The 19,772-nt window shown below is 66.0% G+C and carries 19 protein-coding genes and 1 pseudogene; 6 read left to right on the forward strand and 14 right to left on the reverse strand.

From position 1 onward, the window contains the following. Positions 1–124 precede the first annotated feature (124 nt). The gene (locus tag RMO95_RS07100; RefSeq protein ID WP_310449909.1) at positions 125–763 is read left to right on the forward strand and encodes a LysE family translocator; all 639 of its coding nucleotides are present in this window, start codon (positions 125–127) and stop codon (positions 761–763) included. A 25-nt stretch (positions 764–788) separates the two neighbouring features. Here the strand turns inward: RMO95_RS07100 and RMO95_RS07105 are convergent. Then, a pseudogene (locus RMO95_RS07105) lies at positions 789–989 on the reverse strand (transposase); the annotation flags it as partial. Positions 990–1,140: 151 nt separating this feature from the next. After that, positions 1,141–2,118: a hypothetical protein gene (locus tag RMO95_RS07110; RefSeq protein WP_310449910.1), complete on the reverse strand. Its 978-nt coding sequence runs from the start codon at positions 2,116–2,118 to the stop codon at positions 1,141–1,143. Between the two features lie 399 nt (positions 2,119–2,517). Here RMO95_RS07110 and RMO95_RS07115 point away from each other — a divergent pair, with 399 nt between their 5' ends. Next, on the forward strand, positions 2,518–2,805 hold the full coding sequence (locus tag RMO95_RS07115; protein WP_310449911.1) for a DUF1330 domain-containing protein: 288 nt from the start codon (positions 2,518–2,520) through the stop codon (positions 2,803–2,805). Positions 2,806–2,910: 105 nt separating this feature from the next. Then, entirely contained in the window at positions 2,911–3,081 is a 171-nt protein-coding gene (locus tag RMO95_RS07120; protein ID WP_310449912.1) for a hypothetical protein, read from the forward strand. A 220-nt stretch (positions 3,082–3,301) separates the two neighbouring features. Here the strand turns inward: RMO95_RS07120 and metW are convergent, their stop codons facing one another. The 12 genes from metW to RMO95_RS07180 all read right to left on the reverse strand — a co-directional run bounded on the left by metW (position 3,302) and on the right by RMO95_RS07180 (position 13,976). Continuing rightward, positions 3,302–3,895: a methionine biosynthesis protein MetW gene (gene metW, locus RMO95_RS07125; protein ID WP_310449913.1), complete on the reverse strand. Its 594-nt coding sequence runs from the start codon at positions 3,893–3,895 to the stop codon at positions 3,302–3,304. Next, positions 3,892–5,022 (reverse strand): homoserine O-acetyltransferase, encoded by a 1,131-nt coding sequence (locus RMO95_RS07130; RefSeq protein ID WP_310449914.1) that lies wholly within the window; start codon positions 5,020–5,022, stop codon positions 3,892–3,894. The genes metW and RMO95_RS07130 overlap by 4 nt, the downstream gene beginning before the upstream one ends. Further along, the gene (gene ptsP, locus RMO95_RS07135; protein ID WP_310449915.1) at positions 5,022–6,761 is read right to left on the reverse strand and encodes a phosphoenolpyruvate--protein phosphotransferase; all 1,740 of its coding nucleotides are present in this window, start codon (positions 6,759–6,761) and stop codon (positions 5,022–5,024) included. The genes RMO95_RS07130 and ptsP overlap by 1 nt, the downstream gene beginning before the upstream one ends. A 121-nt stretch (positions 6,762–6,882) precedes the next feature. Further along, the gene (locus tag RMO95_RS07140) at positions 6,883–7,152 is read right to left on the reverse strand and encodes an HPr family phosphocarrier protein (RefSeq protein WP_310449916.1); all 270 of its coding nucleotides are present in this window, start codon (positions 7,150–7,152) and stop codon (positions 6,883–6,885) included. Continuing rightward, entirely contained in the window at positions 7,152–7,541 is a 390-nt protein-coding gene (locus RMO95_RS07145) for a PTS fructose transporter subunit IIA (protein WP_310449917.1), read from the reverse strand. The genes RMO95_RS07140 and RMO95_RS07145 overlap by 1 nt, the downstream gene beginning before the upstream one ends. A 9-nt stretch (positions 7,542–7,550) precedes the next feature. Then, entirely contained in the window at positions 7,551–7,739 is a 189-nt protein-coding gene (locus tag RMO95_RS07150; protein WP_310449918.1) for a hypothetical protein, read from the reverse strand. A 184-nt stretch (positions 7,740–7,923) separates the two neighbouring features. Further along, the gene (locus RMO95_RS07155) at positions 7,924–9,039 is read right to left on the reverse strand and encodes an FAD:protein FMN transferase (RefSeq protein WP_310449919.1); all 1,116 of its coding nucleotides are present in this window, start codon (positions 9,037–9,039) and stop codon (positions 7,924–7,926) included. A 66-nt stretch (positions 9,040–9,105) separates the two neighbouring features. Continuing rightward, positions 9,106–10,053 carry a glutathione synthase gene (gshB, locus tag RMO95_RS07160; RefSeq protein WP_310449920.1) on the reverse strand — a complete coding sequence of 316 codons (948 nt, stop codon included), beginning with the start codon at positions 10,051–10,053 and terminating at the stop codon, positions 9,106–9,108. A gap of 199 nt (positions 10,054–10,252) precedes the next feature. Then, entirely contained in the window at positions 10,253–11,545 is a 1,293-nt protein-coding gene (gshA, locus tag RMO95_RS07165) for a glutamate--cysteine ligase (protein WP_310449921.1), read from the reverse strand. Positions 11,546–11,606: 61 nt separating this feature from the next. After that, positions 11,607–12,887: a class I SAM-dependent methyltransferase gene (locus RMO95_RS07170; protein WP_310449922.1), complete on the reverse strand. Its 1,281-nt coding sequence runs from the start codon at positions 12,885–12,887 to the stop codon at positions 11,607–11,609. Beyond that, positions 12,866–13,198, reverse strand: a complete 333-nt coding sequence (locus RMO95_RS07175) for a DUF2782 domain-containing protein (protein WP_310449923.1) — start codon at positions 13,196–13,198, stop codon at positions 12,866–12,868. The genes RMO95_RS07170 and RMO95_RS07175 overlap by 22 nt, the downstream gene beginning before the upstream one ends. Before the next feature lie 31 nt (positions 13,199–13,229). Next, positions 13,230–13,976 (reverse strand): TIGR00730 family Rossman fold protein, encoded by a 747-nt coding sequence (locus tag RMO95_RS07180; RefSeq protein ID WP_310449924.1) that lies wholly within the window; start codon positions 13,974–13,976, stop codon positions 13,230–13,232. A gap of 16 nt (positions 13,977–13,992) precedes the next feature. Here RMO95_RS07180 and polA point away from each other — a divergent pair, with 16 nt between their 5' ends. The 3 genes from polA to msbA are packed head-to-tail and all read left to right on the forward strand — an operon-like array spanning position 13,993 to position 19,735. Beyond that, on the forward strand, positions 13,993–16,761 hold the full coding sequence (polA, locus tag RMO95_RS07185; protein WP_310449925.1) for a DNA polymerase I: 2,769 nt from the start codon (positions 13,993–13,995) through the stop codon (positions 16,759–16,761). A 50-nt stretch (positions 16,762–16,811) separates the two neighbouring features. Further along, positions 16,812–17,999: an ATP-binding protein gene (locus tag RMO95_RS07190; RefSeq protein ID WP_310449926.1), complete on the forward strand. Its 1,188-nt coding sequence runs from the start codon at positions 16,812–16,814 to the stop codon at positions 17,997–17,999. Further along, positions 17,996–19,735, forward strand: a complete 1,740-nt coding sequence (gene msbA, locus RMO95_RS07195; protein ID WP_310449927.1) for a lipid A export permease/ATP-binding protein MsbA — start codon at positions 17,996–17,998, stop codon at positions 19,733–19,735. The genes RMO95_RS07190 and msbA overlap by 4 nt, the downstream gene beginning before the upstream one ends. Positions 19,736–19,772 lie beyond the last annotated feature (37 nt).

The raw sequence follows: 19,772 nt of genomic DNA on the forward strand, positions 1-19,772 counted from the left end.
CGTACGTCCGGTGGTGTGGGAGGGAGGGGCCGTGAGGCTTCTTCCTATCCCGATTAGGCGTCCCAAGTCGCCCTCGCGCCACACAACCTACGATTTCACGTCACGCAATCCACAAGGAGCGCCAATGGTCCCGCTGAATGAGTTGCTGCTGTTTTCTGGAGCTGCCCTACTGATGGTCCTGACGCCCGGGCCAAACATGATCTACTTGATCTCTCGATCTATCTGCCAGGGCCGGAAGGCGGGAGTTATCTCGCTGCTCGGCGTCATCGCTGGCTTCCTCGTTCACATGTTCGCCGCGGCCATTGGTCTCACCGCGCTGTTTCTGGCGGTTCCGTTGGCGTATGAGATTCTCAAGTGGGCGGGGGCGGCATACCTCTTGTACCTGGCGTGGCAAGCAGTCAAACCGGGCGCCAGGTCGCCGTTTGAGGCCGGGCAGCTTCCTGAGGATCCGCCTTCCAGGTTGTTCTTCATGGGCTTCTTGACCAACGTCCTCAACCCGAAGATTGCTGTCTTCTATCTATCGATCTTTCCGCAGTTCGTGTCACCGGAGCATGGGTCTGTCTTCATGCAGAGCGTCGTGCTCGGCCTTACTCAAATCACCGTGAGCTTCACGATCAATCTAGCCATCGCGCTCTCAGCGGCCAACCTAGTCAGTTGGTTCGTGCGCAATCCCCGCTGGTTGGCGGCACAAAGGTACTTCATGGGCTTTGTCCTCGCTGGCCTTGCCTTGCGCCTTGCGGCAGAGCAACGTAGGGCCGCGTAGACTCAACAGCGAAGTGCAACAAATATCAAGACGCATGACAGATCTCTGATGGCGTTTTGTATTCATGCCGTTTGCGTGGCCGGGTGTTCAGTTCGTGGGCGATCCGATCGCACTGTTTCCGGGTCAGGCTTTTCATGCAGGTGCCCCTGGGTAGATATTGCCTGAGCAGGCCATTGAGGTTTTCGTTGGGGCCTCGCTCCCAGGAGTCATAGGGCGTAGCGAAATAGCCACTCCATTGCGGGGCCGGACTTCAGTTCGCCATCCACCCTTGGCCGACTGAAGTCGGCCCTACAAATCCATCGAACCTGGCCGGTTGAAACCGGCCCTACAGAGGTCACGGCACTTGTGAAGCAGACCGCCGGAACGCAGGCACCGCGTCAATAGCGATAGCCGGCGCCGAACAGGATCACGTCGGTGTCGCGGTGGTGGTTGGTGTTGACGCGATTCCAGGAAAAACGTGCGGCCCACTGTGGGCTGAACCGGTAGGCGGCGGACGCGGTGAAGATCCAGGAAAATTTGCTGTCGCCGCCTTCACCCGGCGCGGCGTCGCGGTAGCTGTCGACGGCAAGGTAGGGGCCGAAGCCGATGCCCAAAGCCAGGCGGTCGCTGGCGAGCACCTCGCGCACGCCCCATATCTGCGCGGTGACGCCGGTACGCCGGATCAGCCGGGCATCGCCTTCGTTCAACACGCCGAGCGTGAGGTCGACATGGCGCGCCAGGCCGCGGCGGTATTCGAAGGCCCGCGCGGTGCTGAGTTCCGATTCGTAGCTATTGACGATGGTCTTGCCGAGAAACAGCGTGATTTCATCGCTCGTCGTGGCCGTCGACTGGCGCGGCGCGGAAACCTGCGGCCCGCGCTCGGACACCGGTTCCAGCAGATAGCCGATGCCGAACATCAGCGCGCTGGTGTCGATGCTGTTGGGGGTGACGATGCGGTTGAAACGCATCTGGTACAGCCAACGGCTTTCGCTGTAGTAGGTCGCCGCCAGGCTGCCGATGGTGCCCCAGCCATGGACGTTCGCATAGCCGTTGCTGGCCGACGACGGCGTGGTGTCGAAATAGCGGTAGGGCCCGATGCCGGCGGCCAGCGACAGCCGGCGGTCGAGCAGATTGCTGCGGCCCCAGACCTGAATGCCTTGCCCGTCGCGATGATGGCCGGGCACATGGCCTTCATTCAGCCAGGAGAAACTGGCGGCCAGGTTTTCACCGAGGGGATGCTGATACTCGAAGGCCCACGCGGAGGTTCGTTGCCGGGTTCCGGACTCTTCGAGGCCGCCGGCAAACAGGGTCAGCTCCTGTGCCTGTGCCGCGCCTGCCAGCATCAGCGGCAGGGTCACGCAGAATAGTCGCCACATAGTGTCTTACCTCCGCTGGTTTTCCGGCTGGGCCAGGCGCGGCGCCGCATGCGCTCCACGCTTCAGCGATGTTGTTGGACCGCAGCGATGGTCGCGGCGTTCCAACAACCCGCTACCCTCGATCGATCGGCGGTGACAGCCATCCGGCCCCCTGCCCGGCCGCCTTAACGTGGCTGCCGGCGGCTGTCGACTCGCTGTCCGTAGCGCTATGCTTATAGGGCTAATCCGTTGTGCGGTATGTACGCCAGCGTACATAGCCCCTTGCAGGAGGATGCGATGAGCGTTCATCTCGATCACCTCATGGTGCCGCCGTGTCGCCAGCGCCAACTTTCTGTACCATGGTCCCGGGCCAGGGCTGGAGCGCGGCAGGCGCGATTTGAAGGACGTCGGAGCGATCGAATGGGCAAGGCTTACGTAATCGGGCACATCACCGTCAGGGATGCGGGCAAGTGGGACGAGTACCGCAGTCGGGTCCCCGCCACGCTGGCACCGTGGGGTGGCGAACTGGTCTTCCGCGGCGCGCGGGCGGCGCTCCTGGCGGGTGAGCACACGCACCCGGATGTGGTGGTGATCCAGTTTCCCGATCAGCAGGCCGTCGCCGGCTGGCATTCGTCGGCGGCCTACCAGGCCCTGGTGCCGCTGCGCCAGCAGGCGGCGGACGTGGTCCTGTTGTCCTACGACGCTTAAGGAGCGGCGCAACCGCGGGAGCGGCGCAGCCGCGCTGCAGAATTGCAGGTGGACTGCCGTACAATCGGGGCATTCACATTACCCATTTCCTGACAGAGGCAACCGATGGCAAAACCCAATTATTCGTTCGAGAAGCGCCAAAGAGACCTCGCGAAGAAGGCCAAGAAAGAGGAAAAACGCCTGCGCAAGGCAGGCACGACTGCAAATCCGGACGGCTCGGAAACCCCCGATCCGGCTGCGCCGCCCCCGGCGACCGAGGTAAAGCCGGTTCCCTGAGCCTGCCGCTGCCGGCGCCGCGCAGCGCGCGCCGGCCTCAGAGCTTGTGAAGAAATCGTCCCCCAAGGGGACTTCCTTCGGGGCGTAGCCGCTGGGCCGCAGCGGGGTGTGGCCCAGCGGCTACCGGAATGTACGTCGTTGTACATGAGGATAGCCGGGTTTGCCAAATGAGCCGCCCAAGCCCCGATCCGGCACGCGCAGTAGATTTATTCACAAGCTCTCAGCGTGCGAGCCGGTATACCGCCAGGCTGCCGAGAAAGTTCGGTTCTTCGAGGACCAGGCGGCCGGCCTCGTCGAGCACCTGCCGCTCGCGTATGACCAGGCTCATCTTGGCGCACAGCGCCTCGAAATCCAGCAGCGTGAAGAAGCGCAGGTTGGGCGTGTCGAACCATTCGTAGGGCAGGTCTTCCGACACCGGCATGCGCCCGGCCATCACCGCCATGCGGTTCTTCCAGTAGGCGAAGTTGGGGAAGCTGACCACCGCCTCGCGCCCGACGCGCAGCATTTCAGTGAGGATGCGCTCGGTGTGGCGCACGGTTTGCAGGGTGCGCGAGAGCACCACGTGGTTGAAGGTCTGGTCGTCGAAACCGGCCAGGCCCTGTTCCAGGTTGCCCTGGATCACGTTGATGCCGTTGCCGATGGCGGCCAGCACGGCGGCGCCTTCGAGCTCGACGCCATAGCCCTTGGCGCCGCGTTCCGCGATCAGGCGCTTCAACAGCGAACCGTCGCCGCAGCCGAGGTCGAGCACGCGCTCGCCGGGCTGCACCCAGCTGGCGATGAGGTCGAAATCGGCACGCTCGAGGGCCTGGTTCATGGCTTGATCCGCTTCAGGTAGTTGGCGACCACGGCGTGGTAGTGCGGCTCGTCCATGAGGAAGGAGTCGTGGCCGTGGGCGCTGTCGATTTCGGCGTAGGCGACATCCTGGCCGTTGTGCACCATGGCATGGACGATCTCGCGCGAGCGCTCGGGCGAGAAGCGCCAGTCGGTGGTGAAGGCGACCACCAGGAAGCCGGCACGGGCGCGGGCGAGCGCCGCCGCCAGGTCGTCGTCGAAATCCAGCGCCGGGTCGAAATAGTCAAGCGCCTTGGTCATGCGCAGATAGGTGTTGGCGTCGAACACGCCGGCGAACTTGTCGCCCTGGTAGCGCAGATAGGACTCGATTTCGAATTCGACGTCGAAGCCGTAGCTGCCGGCGCCGACGCGCAGGCGGCGGCCGAATTTCTCGGCCATCTGGTCATCCGACAGATAGGTGATGTGGCCCAGCATGCGCGCCAGGCGCAGGCCGCGCAGCGGACGCACGCCGTGCTCGTAGAAGTGCCCGCCGTGGAAATCCGGGTCGGTCAGGATGGCCTGGCGGGCGACGTCGTTGAAGGCAATGTTCTCCGCCGACAATTTGGGCGCCACGGCGATGACCAGGGCATGGTTGACGCGCTGCGGGTAGGACAGCGTCCATTGCAGCGCCTGCATGCCGCCCAGGCTACCGCCCATCACCGCGGCCCAGGCATCGATGCCGAGGTGGTCGGCCAGGCGCGCCTGCGAATCGACCCAGTCCTCGACCGTGACCACCGGGAAATCGGCGCCCCAGGGCTTGGCCGTGGCCGGGTTGATGCTGGCCGGGCCGGTGGAGCCGTGGCAGCCGCCGAGGTTGTTCACGCCGACGATGAAGAAGCGCTCGGTGTCGAGCGGCCGGCCGGGGCCGACGATGTTGTCCCACCAGCCGATATTGGCCGTGGGCTTGCCAAACTCGTCCGCGGTGCGGCCGGCGACGTGGTGATGGCCGGACAGGGCGTGGCAGACCAGGATGGCGTTGGATTTCGCGGCGTTGAGCGTGCCGTAGGTCTCATACACCAGGTCGAAGGCGGGCAGCAGGCCGCCGCCCTTGAGCTTCAGGGGTTGGGTGAAATGCGCGCATTGCGCGGCGACGATGCCGATTCCTGCCATCAGAGCTTTTCCAGTAGTTCGCTGATTTTCTCGGGTTCGTCGAATTTCAGCAAGCGCGCAACACGCAGCGACAGTTGCGCGGCGTCGGCCATCATGACCTGCTGCTTGACTTCGAGCAGTTGCGCCGGATGCATCGAGAACTGGCGCAGGCCCATGCCCAGCAGCAGCTTGGTCAGCTTCGGGTCGCCGGCCATTTCGCCGCAGACCGCGACCGGCATCGCCACGCGCTGGGCGCTCTGGATGGTCTGGGCGATCAGCTTGAGCACGGCCGGGTGCAGCGGATCGTAGAGATGGGCGACGGCGCCGTCGGTGCGGTCGATCGCCAGGGTGTACTGGATCAGGTCGTTGGTGCCGATCGAGAGAAAGTCCAGGCGCCGCAGGAAAGGTCCGAGGGCCAGCGCCGCGGCGGGGATTTCGATCATGCCGCCGACTTCCATGCCGTCGTCGAACTTGTGCCGCGATTCGCGCAACTGGATCTTCGCCAGGTCGATCAGGGCCAGGGTCTGCACGATCTCCTGGGCCTGCGCCAACATCGGGATCAGCAGGCGGATCTTGCCGTAATGCGAGGCGCGCAGGATAGCGCGCAACTGCACCAGGAACAGCTGCGGCTCGGCCAGGCAGAAGCGGATCGCGCGCAGGCCCAACGCCGGATTGGTGGCGCTGTGATTGCCGGCTCGATTGCGCAGCGCTCGGGCCTCCTTGTCGGCGCCGATGTCGAGGCTGCGGATGGTGACCGGCCGGCCAGCCAGCGCCCGCGCGACGCTGCGGTAGGCCTCGAATTGCTCGTCTTCGTCGGGCAGTTCGTCGCGATTCATGAACAGGTACTCGGTGCGGAACAGGCCGACGCCGTCGGCGCCGACTTCCCTGGCGCGCTCGGCGTCCTGCGGCAGTTCGATGTTGGCCTGCAGTTCCACGGTCTCGCCGTCGAGCGTGCGCGAACGGCCGCTGACCAGGCGCTTGAGCTTGGAGCGTTCGAGTTCCAGCTCGGATTTGCGCAGCCGGTATTCCTGCAGCACGCCGATGTCGGGATCGACGATCAGCACGCCGCGCGTGCCGTCGACGATCAGCAGGTCGTCATCCTGGATCAGCGGGCGCGCATGCTGCATGCCGACCACCGCCGGGATGGCCAGGCTGCGCGCGACGATCGCGGTATGCGAAGTGGAACCGCCGAGATCGGTGACGAAGCCGCCGATGCGCAGGCTCTTGAACTGGATGGTGTCGGCCGGCGAAAGATCGTTGGCGACCACGATCAGGTCGTCGTCGGTGCTCGTCTTGCGCTTGGCCAGCTTGCGGGTCTTGCCCAGGAGCACGCGCAGCACGCGCTCGACCACCTGCACGATGTCCTGCTTGCGCTCGCGCAGGTAGGCGTCCTCGAATTCGTCGAACTGGTCGACCACCAGCTGCATCTGCTGCACCACGGCCCATTCGGCATTGCAGCGGCGCTCGCGGATCAGCTCGCGCACGCCGTCGGTGAGCGTCGGATCGGCGAGGATCATGGAGTGCAGGTCGACGAAGGCGGACAGCTCGGCCGGCGCGCCCGGCACGCTGGCTTCGCTGCGCAAGCCATGGAGCTCGGCGCCGGCGGCGGCCACGGCCTGGTCGAAGCGCAGCAGCTCGGCCGGCACGTCGCGCTCGCGCAGCTGGTACTGGGCGACTTCCAGAATCGCGTGCGAAACCAGGTGCGCACGCCCGATCGCGATGCCGCCGGAGACGGCCTGGCCGTGAAGACTAAAGGTCATTAAGAGCCCACCCCCCGCCCCCCGCCCCGCAGGCGGGGGTGACGGCGGTTCAGCCGGCCGGCGGCCGGCTTCCGGGCTGGTGAATGCGCCTGGCTTGGGGCGGCCCGGCGCCAGTCGCGGCTCACTCCGACTCCCCGAACTTGCTGGCGATCAGCTTGAGCATGGCCTGCAAGGCTTCCTCGGCGCGCTCGCCGTCGGTGTCGATGGTCACCGTGGAGCCTTTGCCGGCGGCCAGCATCATCACCCCCATGATGCTTTTGGCATTGATGCGGCGGCTGCCGCGCTCCATCCAGACCTCGCAGGGAAACGAGCCGGCGAGCTGGGTCAGCTTGGCCGAGGCACGGGCATGCAGGCCCAGCTTGTTGAGGATTTCGGCTTCGGCGCGCGGCATCAGTGTTTGAGCATGTTGAGCACGCCGTCGCGACCGCCGGCGATGGCGCGGGTGACCAGGGTGTCCATGTCCTTGTCGCGGTAGGTCAGGGCGCGCAGCAGCATCGGCAGGTTGACCCCGGCGATGCCTTCGATGCGCCCCGGTTCGAGCAGCTTGATCGCCAGATTGGACGGTGTGGCGCCGTAGATGTCGGTCATGATCAGCACGCCGCGCCCGGTGTCGACCAGCTTGATCATGTCGCGCGCCAGCGGCAGGGCATCCAGCGGATCGTCCTGCGCGGCGACGCCGAGTTGCGCGATCTGCAAGGGCCGCTTGTTGAGCACGTGGCAGGCGCACTGGATCAGGGCTTCGCCGTAGGTGCTGTGGGTGAGAAGGAAGATACCGATCATGTCTACATTCTATCGGATCAGCATCCAGGCCAGAGCAAGGATGGCGGCCAGCATGAAGAGGACACCCAAGCGTCGCGCCCAGCGCTGCTTGCCCGCCTCCAGCTCGTTGTCGGCATCGACGATGCGGCGAATTCGCTTCAGGGCCGCGATGCCGACGGTGCGCCGCACGGCGCGCTGGATTTTGTCGTCCTCGTTCATAAAGCGCTCGCGCCCCCCTCCACTGCTGGCTTTGCACAGCCAGCCGGCTGCGGCAGCGCGGAGCAGTGCTCCGCGAAACCCTGCCTACGCCCCCCGCTCCAGGAGCGGGGGTGACTCCGGTTCGTGGCTTCGCCACTCCATGATCTTGGCTGCACCGTCCTTGGGGCGGCCCGGCAAACGGTGCTCACTGCGTCACCTCCAGCTTGAGGTCCGGCACTTCGATTTTCACCCGCGAGCGCATCGCCGGGGTCGCGCTCACCGTACCGTCAGCGCCAACTCTCAACACCGCTTCGACGCCGAGTTTTCGCGCCATGCCGCGCCAGTCCGATCCGGCGATGAAAATCGGCTTGGACAGCGCATCGGAACGCATGCCCGCACCCGGCCCCGGCGCCATCAGCACCGTCACGGCCTGGGTGGCGGTGGCCGGAAAGCCCGTGCGCGGATCGAGCAGGTGGCAGTAGCGCCGCCCGGCCACTTCGAAATAACGGTGGTAGTCGCCCGAGGTGCCGATGGCTTCGCCGTCCCTGAGTTCCAGCGTCGCCAGCGGCGCGCCGCCGACGCCCTGCGGCCGCGGATGCTGGATGCCGATGCGCCAGGCCGCGCCGCCCGGCTTGCCGTCGCGGTTGCCCAGCGCCATGACGTTGCCGCCGATGTTGATCAGGGCATGAGCGACGCCGTCCTGCCTGAGCGAAGCCGCGGCACGGTCCAAAGCCACGCCTTTCAAATAACCGCCGAAGTCGAGCGCGACGCTCCTGTTGCGACTGCTGACGCGATTGCCATCCAGGCGCAGATCGGCGATCGAGGGATGTTGCGCCAGCAGCGCCTTGACCGCCGCGGGATCGGGCAGGCGCGGCTGGATTTCGTCGCTATGGAAGCCCCAGAGGGCGATCAGGCGGCCGATGCCGGGATCGAACAAGTGCTCGCCGGCAGCGGCAATGCCCTGCGCCTCGCGGATGTAGGCGGCGAACTCGGCGCTGACCTCGTGGCTGCGACCGGCGGCGATGGACTCGTTGAGCGCCGAGAGTTCGGACGGCTGCCAGGCATGGTAGGTCCGGTGCAGGACGTCGAAATCCTGCAGCACGCGATTACCCGCGGCGCGCGCCTGGGCTTCCGGCAGGCCGGCGATCGTCAGTTCGACGCGCGTGCCGAAGACATAGGATTCCTGCCGCCACGGCGCCGGCTGCCCGCAAGCCGCGAGCAGCCACACCGCGACGAGCAGGCTCAGGAGCCGATACGCTTGTGAAGAAATCGTCGCGAGCAGGCCGGAGTGCAAGGCGCGAGCGAGCGAGCGACGAGACATATCAAGTCGATAGGCGAGGAGCGAGCGAGTGAGCAACGCCGCAATCCGGTCGCACAGTAGATTTATTCACAAGCGTGAACACTCTCGTTCCAGGGCGTCCACCAGCATCGCCGCGGCATCGAACCGGGTCTGCTGGGCGATCTCGGCAAAGCAGGTGGGGCTGGTGACGTTGATCTCGGTCAGGCAGTCGCCGATCACGTCGAGGCCGACGATGAGCAGGCCGCGCGCCCAGAGTATCGGCCCCAGCGCCTCGGCGATTTCGCGGTCGCGGCCGAGCAGCGGGCGGGCCACGCCCTTGCCGCCGGTGGCGAGATTGCCGCGCGTCTCGCCGGGCTTGGGGATGCGCGCCAGGCAATAGGGCACCGGTTCGCCGGCGATCAGCAGGATGCGCTTGTCGCCCTGGCTGATGGCCGGCAGATAGCGCTGCGCCATGATGCTGCGGACGCCGAAATTGGTCAGCGTCTCGACGATGACATTGCGGTTGGGATCGTCCTTCAAGACGCGGAAAATGCTGCTGCCGCCCATGCCGTCGAGCGGCTTCAGGATCACGTCGCCGAGCTCGTCGATGAAGGCGTGGATGTCGGCCGGATCGCGGGCGATCAGCGTGGTCGGGATGAATTGGGGAAACTCGGCGATGGCGACTTTCTCGGAATGGTCGCGTATCGAGCGCGGCCGGTTCCAGATGCGCGCGCCCTCGGCTTCGGCACGCTCCAGCAGCCAGGTGGCGGCGACGTACTCGAAATCGAAGGGCGGGTCCTGGCGCATCAGGACCGCGTCGTAGGCGGTCAGCGGCAGTACGGATTCTTCCGCCACGGCGAACCACGCCGTGTTGTCAGCGCCAACTTTCAGGCGCTGCGCGCGGGCGGCGACGCAGGCATCGCGCCAGGTCAGGGCCGCGCGCTGGATGGTCCAGACTTCATGGCCGCGCGCCGCCGCCGCACGCATCATGGCCACGCTGGAATCCTTGTAGGCCTTGAGCGACTCCAATGGATCGAGGATGAAGGCTAGTTTCATGCGGCCTCCAAAAGGCCACATTCACCGCCTTCACAAAAACATTGACACCCCCTCCCGGCCGCCCACGGCTTGCTTTGCACAGCAAGCCGGCTACGGCGGCACGCAGCGGTGCTGCGCGAATTCCCGCCTACGCCCCCCGCCAAGCGGGTGAGGTGACCAGTCAGCCCCGCCCTCCAGGCGGGGAAATGGTGGGAGAGCGTCATGTTTCCGTTGGCGCGGCGCGTTCGAGTTCGAGCGAGGCGGCCAGCATGGCCAGCCGCGCCACCACGCCATAGGCATAGAAGCGGTTGGGCGGCGCGTCGGGGCCGAGGTGGATGTCGGGCAGGCAGCAGCCGGTCTCGAAGGCCAGCGGCTTGAAGGTCATGCCGGGCGCATTGAGGTTCTCGTCGATGCCGCGTGCGGTGTTGACGCGGTAGAAGCCGCCGACCACGTAGCGGTCGATCATGTACACCACCGGCTCGGCGGTGCCTTCGTCGACGCGCTCGAAGGTCGGCACGCCTTCCTGGATGATGACCTCGGTGACTTCCATGCCTTCCTTGATCACCGCCATCTTGTTGCGCTGCTTGCGGTTGAGGTTCTTCACTTCGCTGGCGTCCTTCACCGTCATGATGCCCATGCCATAAGTGCCGGCGTCGGCCTTGACGATGACGAAGGGCTCGGACTCGATGCCGTATTCCTTGTATTTGGCGCGCATGCGGTAGAGCAGCGTGTCGATGTTGGCGGCCAGGCATTCCTCGCCGGAGCGCTCGTGGAAATTCACCTTGCCGCAGACTTCGAATTCGGGATTGATCAGCCAGGGATCGATGCCGATCTCGTTGGCAAAGGCGATCGCCACGTCCTGGTAGGCGGCGAAATGCTTGGACTTGCGGCGCACATGCCAGCCGGCCCACAGCGGCGGGATCAGGAACTGCTCGTTGATGTCCTTCAGTATCTCGGGCACGCCGCCCGAGAGGTCGTTGTTGAGCAGCACGGCGCAGGGATCGAAATCCTCCAGACCGAGCCGGCGGCCGTCTGTGCCGATGCGCTTCAAGGGTTCCAGCACGAGCTTCTGCCCGTCGGGCAGGTCCAGCGTGGTCGGCTCGGTGATTTCCGGCAGCAGGCTGCCGATGCGCACGTCGAGCCCGGTGTGATGCAGGATGGATGCCAGGCGCGCCACGTTCATCAGATAGAACTGGTTGCGCGTGTGGTTTTCCGGCACCAGCAGCAGGTTGCGCGCCTCGGGGCAGATCTTCTCGATGGCCGACATTGCCGCCTGCACGCACAGCGGCAGGAAGGCCGGATTGAGGTTGTTGAAGCCGCCGGGAAAGAGGTTGGTATCGACCGGCGCCAGCTTGAAGCCGGCATTGCGCAGATCGACCGAGCTGTAGAAGGGCGGCGTGTGCTCCAGCCACTGCGTGCGCAGCCAGCGCTCGACGGTGGTGTCGTGCTCGAGGATGCGCCGCTCGAGTTCGAGCAGCGGCCCGGTCAGCGCGGTCGTGAGATGAGGAACCATAATTATTTTTACCTACGCAACAAACCGCAGCGACAAACCGCGAGCGGTTTTTGGCTCGATCTTACACCAGACCCTTGACCGCGAATTCGGCAAAGGCCTCGGGCAAAAGGGCCTGCTCCAGGCTGCGCTGCGAGAACAGGAAACGTCCGTCGCAGACGAAGCCCAGCTCGTGCCAATCGACCTCGTTGAGCATTGCGGTGAGGCGCTGGAGATCGGCCGATTTAAGCCGGGCGCGATGCGGGAACAGCGCCAAAACGGCGCCGTCATAGTCGTTGCAGGGATGCAGGAAGAAGGGCTGCGGATTGCGCGTCTTGTTATTGACGTAGATGCGCGGCGCATCCGAGACGTGATGGCGGCGCCCCCATTTCCACCAGTTGGCTTCGTCGAAGCGCGTCACGCGCCGCGCCAGCAGGCGCTCCTTGAATTGTTCCAGCCAGGGCAGCGGACCTTCGCGATCGAGATAGATCATGCGCCGCGTGGCGCCGGTCTGCGCGGTCCTGGAGCAGACGAACTCGGTGTTGGCGTGCTCCTCGTTGCTGAATATCTCGTCGGCGCCGGACACGGCGCCGACCTTGACGGCGAACACGCTGGCCAGCGGCAGGCTGTAGATGCCGCGAGTGAACATCAGCTGGCCGCCGGACAGCGCCATGCGCCGACCGTCGTGCAGGCGATGGCTGGCATTGCCTTTTTCGAAGCGCCAGATGGCGCAGTTGGGGGCGGCGCCGGCGAAGATTTTTGCGTCACCGAGATCCTCGAAATCGGTGATCGTGCCCTGGTCGCAGAGCCAGGTGTTGAGCCGCCCGGCGCCGGTGGCCTTGAGGAAGTCACGCGGCGTGATCAGGATCAGCTCGCCGCCCGGCGCGAGGTGGCGCACGCATTTCTCGATGAAGTGCAGGTAGAGGTTGGCGTGGCCGTCGAGCAGGCCGGAGGAGAGGCGCAGCGCGGTTTCCGGCAGGATGTCGCGGGCCTTGACGTAGGGCGGGTTGCCGATGATGGTGGCGAACTTTTCGCTCTCGGGATAGGCGAAGAAGTCGATGTTCAGCGCGCCCGGCGGGCAGTGCGCGGGGTCGAGCTCGATCGCCACGCAACCGGGCAGGCGCCCGGAAAACGCGCCGTCGCCGCAGGCCGGATCGAGCGCCCGGCCGTGGTTGCGCGACAGCGCCAGCATGCGCTCGACGATCGCCGGCGGCGTGAACACCTGGCCGTAACGGGCGACGTCGAAAGTTATGTGCAACGGTATCCCCTGGAATGGCGCTGGCGGCACGGCGTCCAAAAACAATCCCGGCGCGAGGCCGGGATCATCGGTCTGCCTGGCGTCGATCAGAACGTGCCTATCACCCACATCGGCACCCGCAGCCCGGCATCCTTCGAATCCTGGCGGATCCATTGGCCGTCGCCGGTATTGTCGAGCAGGTAGTAGGGCACGCCGTGCGGCGGCGTGACCTTGAGCATGTAGAGCTTGCCGCTCATGCGGAATTCCTCGACCTTGTCTGCGCCGCGCTTGGTGATGGTGACCTGCGGCTCCAGCGATTCGTTGAGGGAGCCGGGCGGCGCCGGGGGCGGCTCGGGAATGGGCTCCAGCTTCGGCGCCTGGGTCTGCGCGGCTACATTCAAGGCAAGGGCAGACAGCAGAACGAGAATTGTGCGGCGCATGGGATGTCCTTCAAGAATTCCGTTCAGTTTATCAAAGGTTAAGCAGCAATTCGTGCTCTTCCGGCAGCGGACCGAAGCCGCGTGTCTCGTAATGGTCGAAGATCGCCGCGACCACCGCCTCGGGCTCGTCGATCACCTGGATCAGATTCATGTCGCCGGGATCGATCATCTTCTCGGCCACCAGCCGCGTGCGAAACCAGTCGAGCAGGCCGGCCCAGAATTCGGTACCGACCAGGATCAGCGGAATGTGCGGACTCTTCCCGGTCTGGATCAGGGTCAGGGCTTCGAGCAACTCGTCCAGCGTGCCGAAGCCGCCGGGCATCACGACATAGGCGGCGGCGACCTTGACGAACATGTACTTGCGCGCGAAAAAATGGCGGAAGCTTTGCGAAATGTCCTGGTAGTGATTGGCTTGCTGCTCGTGCGGCAACTGGATGTTGAGGCCGATGGACAGGCTCTTGCCCTCGAAAGCACCCTTGTTGGCCGCCTCCATGACGCCGGGTCCGCCGCCGGAAACCACCGAGAAACCCGCGTCGGAGAGCTGCCGGGCGATGGTTTCGGTCAGGCGGTAGCATTCCGAATCGCGCTCGACGCGCGCGCTGCCGAAGATCGACACGGCCGGCCGCACCGCCGCCAGGCGCTCGGTCGCCTCGACGAACTCTGCCATAATGCCGAACACCCGCCAGGCCTCGCCTGAGCCGGCCGGACCGAGCCGGGTCGTTCCGGGGCTCTTGGTTTCGCGCCCCAGGGTTTTGGGTAGTTTGTCCTTCTCATTCATTTGGCATCACTCCTCCATGTCCACGCTGCTGCTCGTCGACGGCTCGTCTTATCTGTATCGCGCATTTCACGCCCTGCCCGATCTGCGTACCAGCGCAGGCGAACCGACCGGCGCGATCCGTGGCGTGCTGTCGATGCTGCGTGTGCTCGAAGCCGACTATAAGTCAGATTATCGCGCCGTGGTGTTCGATGCCAAGGGCAAGACTTTCCGCGACGACTGGTACCCCGAGTACAAGGCGCACCGGCCCTCGATGCCGGAGGATCTGGTGGCGCAGATCGAGCCGCTGCACGCCTGCATCCGCGCCGCCGGCTGGCCGCTCCTGATGGTGGACGGCGTCGAGGCCGACGACGTGATCGGCACCCTGTCGCGGCAGGCGGCGGAGGCCGGGATCGACTGCGTGATCTCGACCGGCGACAAGGACCTGGCGCAACTGGTGAACGGCCACGTCACGCTGGTCAACACCATGAACAACGAAAAGCTCGACGCGGCCGGGGTCAAAACCAAGTTCGGCGTGCCGCCGGAACGCATGGTGGATTACCTGGCGCTGGTCGGCGATACCGTGGACAACGTGCCCGGCGTGGCCAAGGTCGGGCCGAAGACCGCGGTCAAATGGCTGGACGTCTGGGGTTCGCTCGACGCGATCGTCGCCCATGCCGGCGAGATCGGCGGCGCGGTGGGCGAGAACCTGAGGAAGCACCTCGATTTCCTGCCGCTCGGCGTCAAGCTGGTCACTGTCGCCTGCGACCTGCCGCTGGCGCAGGCGGTGACCGATCTGGCCCCGCTGGTGCCGGATACGGCGAAGCTCGCCGAGCTGTATGCGCGGCTGGAATTCAAGGGCTGGCTGCGTGAGTTGAAGGGCGAAGCGCCGGCGCCGACGACCCGCTCCCGAACCGCCGTGACGCCAGCGCCAACTCTTGAGGCCGCGCCAAGCGTCGAACCCGACCGCAGCGGCTACGAATGCATCCTCGATGCGGCGCAGCTCGACGCCTGGCTGGCGCGCCTCGACGCCGCGCCGCTGGTCTCGCTCGACACCGAGACCACCGACCTCGACCCGATGCAGGCGCGACTGGTGGGGATTTCCTTCGCCATCCCTGACGCGGACGCGAGTTTGGGTGCGAATTTTGGTAACACGGTCCATGCCGCCTACCTGCCGCTGGGCCACAGCTACGCCGGCGCGCCAACGCAGCTGCCGCTGGCCGCGACGCTGGAAAAACTCAGGCCCTGGCTGGAATCGCCGCAGCACGGCAAGCTGGGCCAGCACCTCAAGTACGACCGCCACGTCTTCGCCAATCACGGCGTGCAATTGCGCGGCATCGTCGAGGACACGCTGCTGCAGTCCTACGTGCTGGAATCCGACAAGACGCACGACCTCGGTGCGCTCGCGGCGCGGCATTGCGGCCTGTCGACGATCAGCTACGACGCCGTCACGGGCAAGGGCGCCAATCGGATTTCCTTCGCCCAGGTCGAGCTCGCGCGCGCCGCCGAATACGCCGCCGAGGATGCCGACGTCACGCTGCGGGTGCATCAGGTGCTGCGTCCGCAACTCGCTGCCGAGCCGGAACTCGAAACCCTCTACCGCGAGCTGGAACTGCCGATCGCCGAGGTGCTGTTCAGGATCGAGCGCAACGGCGTGCTGATCGACGCGGCGACGCTGGTGCAGCAAAGCGACGAGCTCGGGCGCAAGATCATGGCGCTCGAGACGGAGGCGCAGCAACTGGCCGGCCAGCCCTTCAACCTCAATTCGCCGAAGCAGCTCGCGGAAATCCTGTTCAACCAGCAAGGCCTGCCGGTGGTGAAGAAAACGCCCTCGGGCGGGCCTTCGACCGACGAGGAAGTGCTGGAAAAACTCGCCGAGGACTATCCGCTGCCGAAGAAGATCCTCGAACACCGCAGCTTCGCCAAGCTGAAGAACACCTACACCGACAAGCTGCCGAAAATGATCAATGCGGCCACCGGCCGGGTCCATACCAGCTTCGGCCAGGCCACGGCCGTCACCGGGCGGCTGGCCTCGACCGATCCCAACCTGCAGAACATCCCGATCCGCACGCCGGAGGGCCGCCGCATCCGCTCGGCCTTCGTCGCCCCGCCCGGCCACCGTATCCTCAGCGCCGACTATTCGCAAATCGAGCTGCGCATCATGGCCCACCTCTCCGACGATCCGCGCCTGCTGGAAGCCTTCGCCCAGGGCGAGGACGTGCATCGCGCGACGGCCGCCGAGGTCTTCGGCCTGACGCCGATCGAGGTCAGCAATGAACAACGCCGCGCCGCCAAGGCGATCAATTTCGGCCTGATCTACGGCATGAGCGCCTTCGGCCTGGCCAAACAGATCGGCGTCGACCGCACGGCGGCGCAGGCCTATATGGACCGCTACTTCGCGCGTTACCCGGGCGTCGCCCGCTACATGGAAGAGACCCGCGCCGGCGCCCGCGACAAGGGCTATGTCGAAACCGTGTTCGGCCGCCGCCTGTGGCTGCCCGAGATCAAGTCCTCCAACGCCGGCCGCCGCCAGGGCGCCGAGCGCGCCGCAATCAACGCACCGATGCAGGGCACCGCCGCCGACCTGATCAAGCGCGCCATGCTGGCGGTGCAGGGCTGGCTCGATGCGCAGAAGCTGCAGACCCTGCTGATCCTGCAGGTGCATGACGAACTGGTGTTCGAGGCGCCGGACGACGAACTGGCCACGCTGCGCGAAGCCTTGCCCAGGCTGATGGGCGGCGTGGCGCAGCTCAAGGTGCCGCTGCTGGTGGAAGTCGGGGTCGGCGCCAACTGGGATGCAGCCCATTGATTTCGCGCTGTCGGCTTTGCAATTTCGCGCCGCCGCCTTAAAATTGCAAAATGTGGATCAAAAGGATACTTGCCGGCGAACTGCGCCAGCTCACCGCCAGCTTCCCCGTGGTGGCGCTGGTCGGCCCGCGCCAGGTTGGCAAGACTTCCCTGCTGGAACATGACTTTCCCGAGTTCCGCTATGTCTCGCTCGACACCGCGAGCCAGGCCGAGATGGCCGAGACGCGGCCGGCCGAGTTCCTGCAGCGCTTCCCGCCCCCGGTCATCATCGACGAAGTGCAGTATGCCCCCGCGCTGTTCCGCCACATCAAGGCTTATGTCGACGCGCATCGCAATACCAATGGCCTGTTCCTGCTCACCGGCTCGCAGAACTACGCACTGATGCAGGAGATTTCCGACAGCCTGGCCGGGCGCGCGGCGGTGATTCCCTTTCTCGGCCTGTCCGGCGCCGAATGGCTGGCCTCGCCGGCCGCCGCCGGCAGCACCTGGGGGCGTTTCTGGCTGCGCGGCGGCTACCCGGGCCTGTGGAACAACGACCCGGCCGTCTCGCGCGAACGCTGGTACCAGGGCTATCTCGCCACCTACCTGGAACGCGACGTGCGCAATATCCTGCGCGTCGGCAGCCTGCGCGACTTCGAACGCTTCCTGCGCGCCTGCGCCGCGCGCTGCGCGCAAACCCTCAACATGTCCGACCTCGGCCGCGACGTCGGCATCTCCGCCACCACGGCGCGCGAGTGGATCGGCGCGCTGCAGGCCTCGAACCAGATCCTGCTGCTGGAGCCCTACCACCGCTCGCTGGGCAAGCGCCTGGTCAAGTCGCCCAAGCTCTATTTCACCGATACCGGCCTGGCCGCCTTCCTGATGGGGCTGACCGACGATGCGCCGCCGCCCGAACATGTCGGCGGCGCCTTGTGGGAAAACCACGTGATCGGCCAGTGGCTGCGCTGGCGGCACTGGCAGCACCCGGAAGCGACGTTCTGGTACTGGCGCGATTCCGGCGGCCATGAAGTCGATCTGCTGGTGGAATGGCAGCAGCGCCTGTTCGGCATCGAATGCAAGTACAAGGAGCGGCCCGACAGCCACGACCTGCGCGGACTGCGCCGACTGCGCGAGTTCTATGGCGATGCGACGATTCCGGGCTTCGTCGCCTGCACCACGGCACAGCCCTTCGACATTGCCGACGGCATGACGGCCGTGACCGGCTGGACGCCGTGGACCTTGCCGGGAATGAAGCCGTGACCAGCAGTCGCGAACTCTACCTGCGTCTGCTCGGCCATGTGCGCCCGCACTGGAAGGGCTTCGTCCTTACGCTGGCGGCGACGGCACTCGCCGCCGCCACCGAGCCGCTGTTCCCGGCGCTGATGAAGCCGCTGCTGGACAAGGGTTTCGGCCAGGGCGAGCAGGGCTGGCTGGCCTGGCTGCCGCTGGCCATCGTCGGCATTTTCGTGCTGCGCGGCGTGGCGGGATTTTTCGCCTCCTACGGCATGTCCTGGGTTTCCAACCGCGTCATCACCGACCTGCGCCAGCTGATGTTCGAGCGCCTGATGCGCCTGCCGGCGAGCTACTTCGACGCCCACGCCTCCTCGGTGCCGGCCACGCGCATCGCCTACGACGTGAATGGCGTCGCCGCGGCGGCAACCTCGACGCTGACCGTGCTGATCCGCGACACGCTCTCCGTGATCGGCCTCGTCGGCTGGCTGCTGTATCTGAACTGGAAGCTGACGCTGATCAGCCTGGCCGTGATCCCGCTCACCGCGCTGGTGGTGCGCGCCTTCTCCAAGCGCCTGCGGCGGCTATCGCTCTCGGCGCAGGAAGGCATGGCGCAGATGAACGAAGTGCTGCAGGAATCGATCCGCGGCCACAAGGTGGTCAAGATCTTCGGCGGCGAACAGCACGCCACTTCGCGCTTCGACAAAGTGAACAAAGCGCTGCGCGGCTACGGCATGCGCCAGGCGATCGCCGCCGCTGCGGTGGCGCCGATCACCCAGATCTTCGCCTCGGTCGGCCTCGCCATCGTGGTCTATGTCGCCCTGCAGCAGTCGGCCAGCAATGAGACCACGATCGGCGGCTTTGTTTCCTTCATCACCGCGATGCTCCTGCTGCTGGCGCCGCTGAAGCACCTGGCCGACATCAACGCGCCGCTGCAGCGCGGGCTGGCGGCGGCAGAGAGCGTGTTCCGCATGCTCGACGAAACGACCGAGGTCGACGCCGGCACGGTCACCCTGGGCCGCGCGCGCGGCGAGATCGGGTTCGCCGCCGTCGGCCTGCGTTATGCAAGTGCCGAGCGCGATGCGCTGACCGGCATCGACCTCGCCATCCGCCCCGGTGAAACCGTGGCGCTGGTCGGGCCCTCGGGCGGCGGCAAAACCTCGCTGGTCAATCTGGTGCCGCGCTTCTACCACGCCGGCAGCGGCCAGATCCGCATCGACGGCCAGGACATCGAGACGCTGACGCTGGGCAGCTTGCGCGCCAACATCGCCCATGTCGGCCAGGACGTGTTCCTCTTCGACGACACGGTGGCGGCCAACATCGCCTACGGCGGCAAGCGCGACGCCGGCCGCGAAGAGATCGAGGCCGCCGCGCGCGCCGCGCATGCGCTGGATTTCATCGCCACGATGCCGCAGGGTTTCGACACCGTGATCGGCGAGAACGGCGCGCGGCTCTCCGGCGGCCAGCGCCAGCGCATCGCGATCGCCCGCGCTATCCTCAAGGACGCGCCTATCCTGATCCTCGACGAAGCCACCTCGGCGCTCGACAGCGAATCCGAGCGCGCCGTGCAGGAAGCGCTCGAAGAACTGATGCGCGGACGCACCACGCTGGTCATCGCCCACCGCCTCTCCACCGTCGAGCGCGCCGACCGCATCGTGGTGCTGTCGCAGGGGCGCATTGCCGAGATCGGCAATCACGCCGCACTGCTGGCGGCCGGAGGTTTGTACGCGGGCCTCTACCGCCTGCAGTTCGCCGAAAATTCATGACGACATTCCCCCCAACCCCCTTTCCAGGAAAGGGGGT

Origin of the sequence: Sulfuritalea sp., assembly GCF_031426875.1 — a bacterium.
Taxonomy (GTDB): Bacteria; Pseudomonadota; Gammaproteobacteria; order Burkholderiales; family Rhodocyclaceae; genus Sulfuritalea.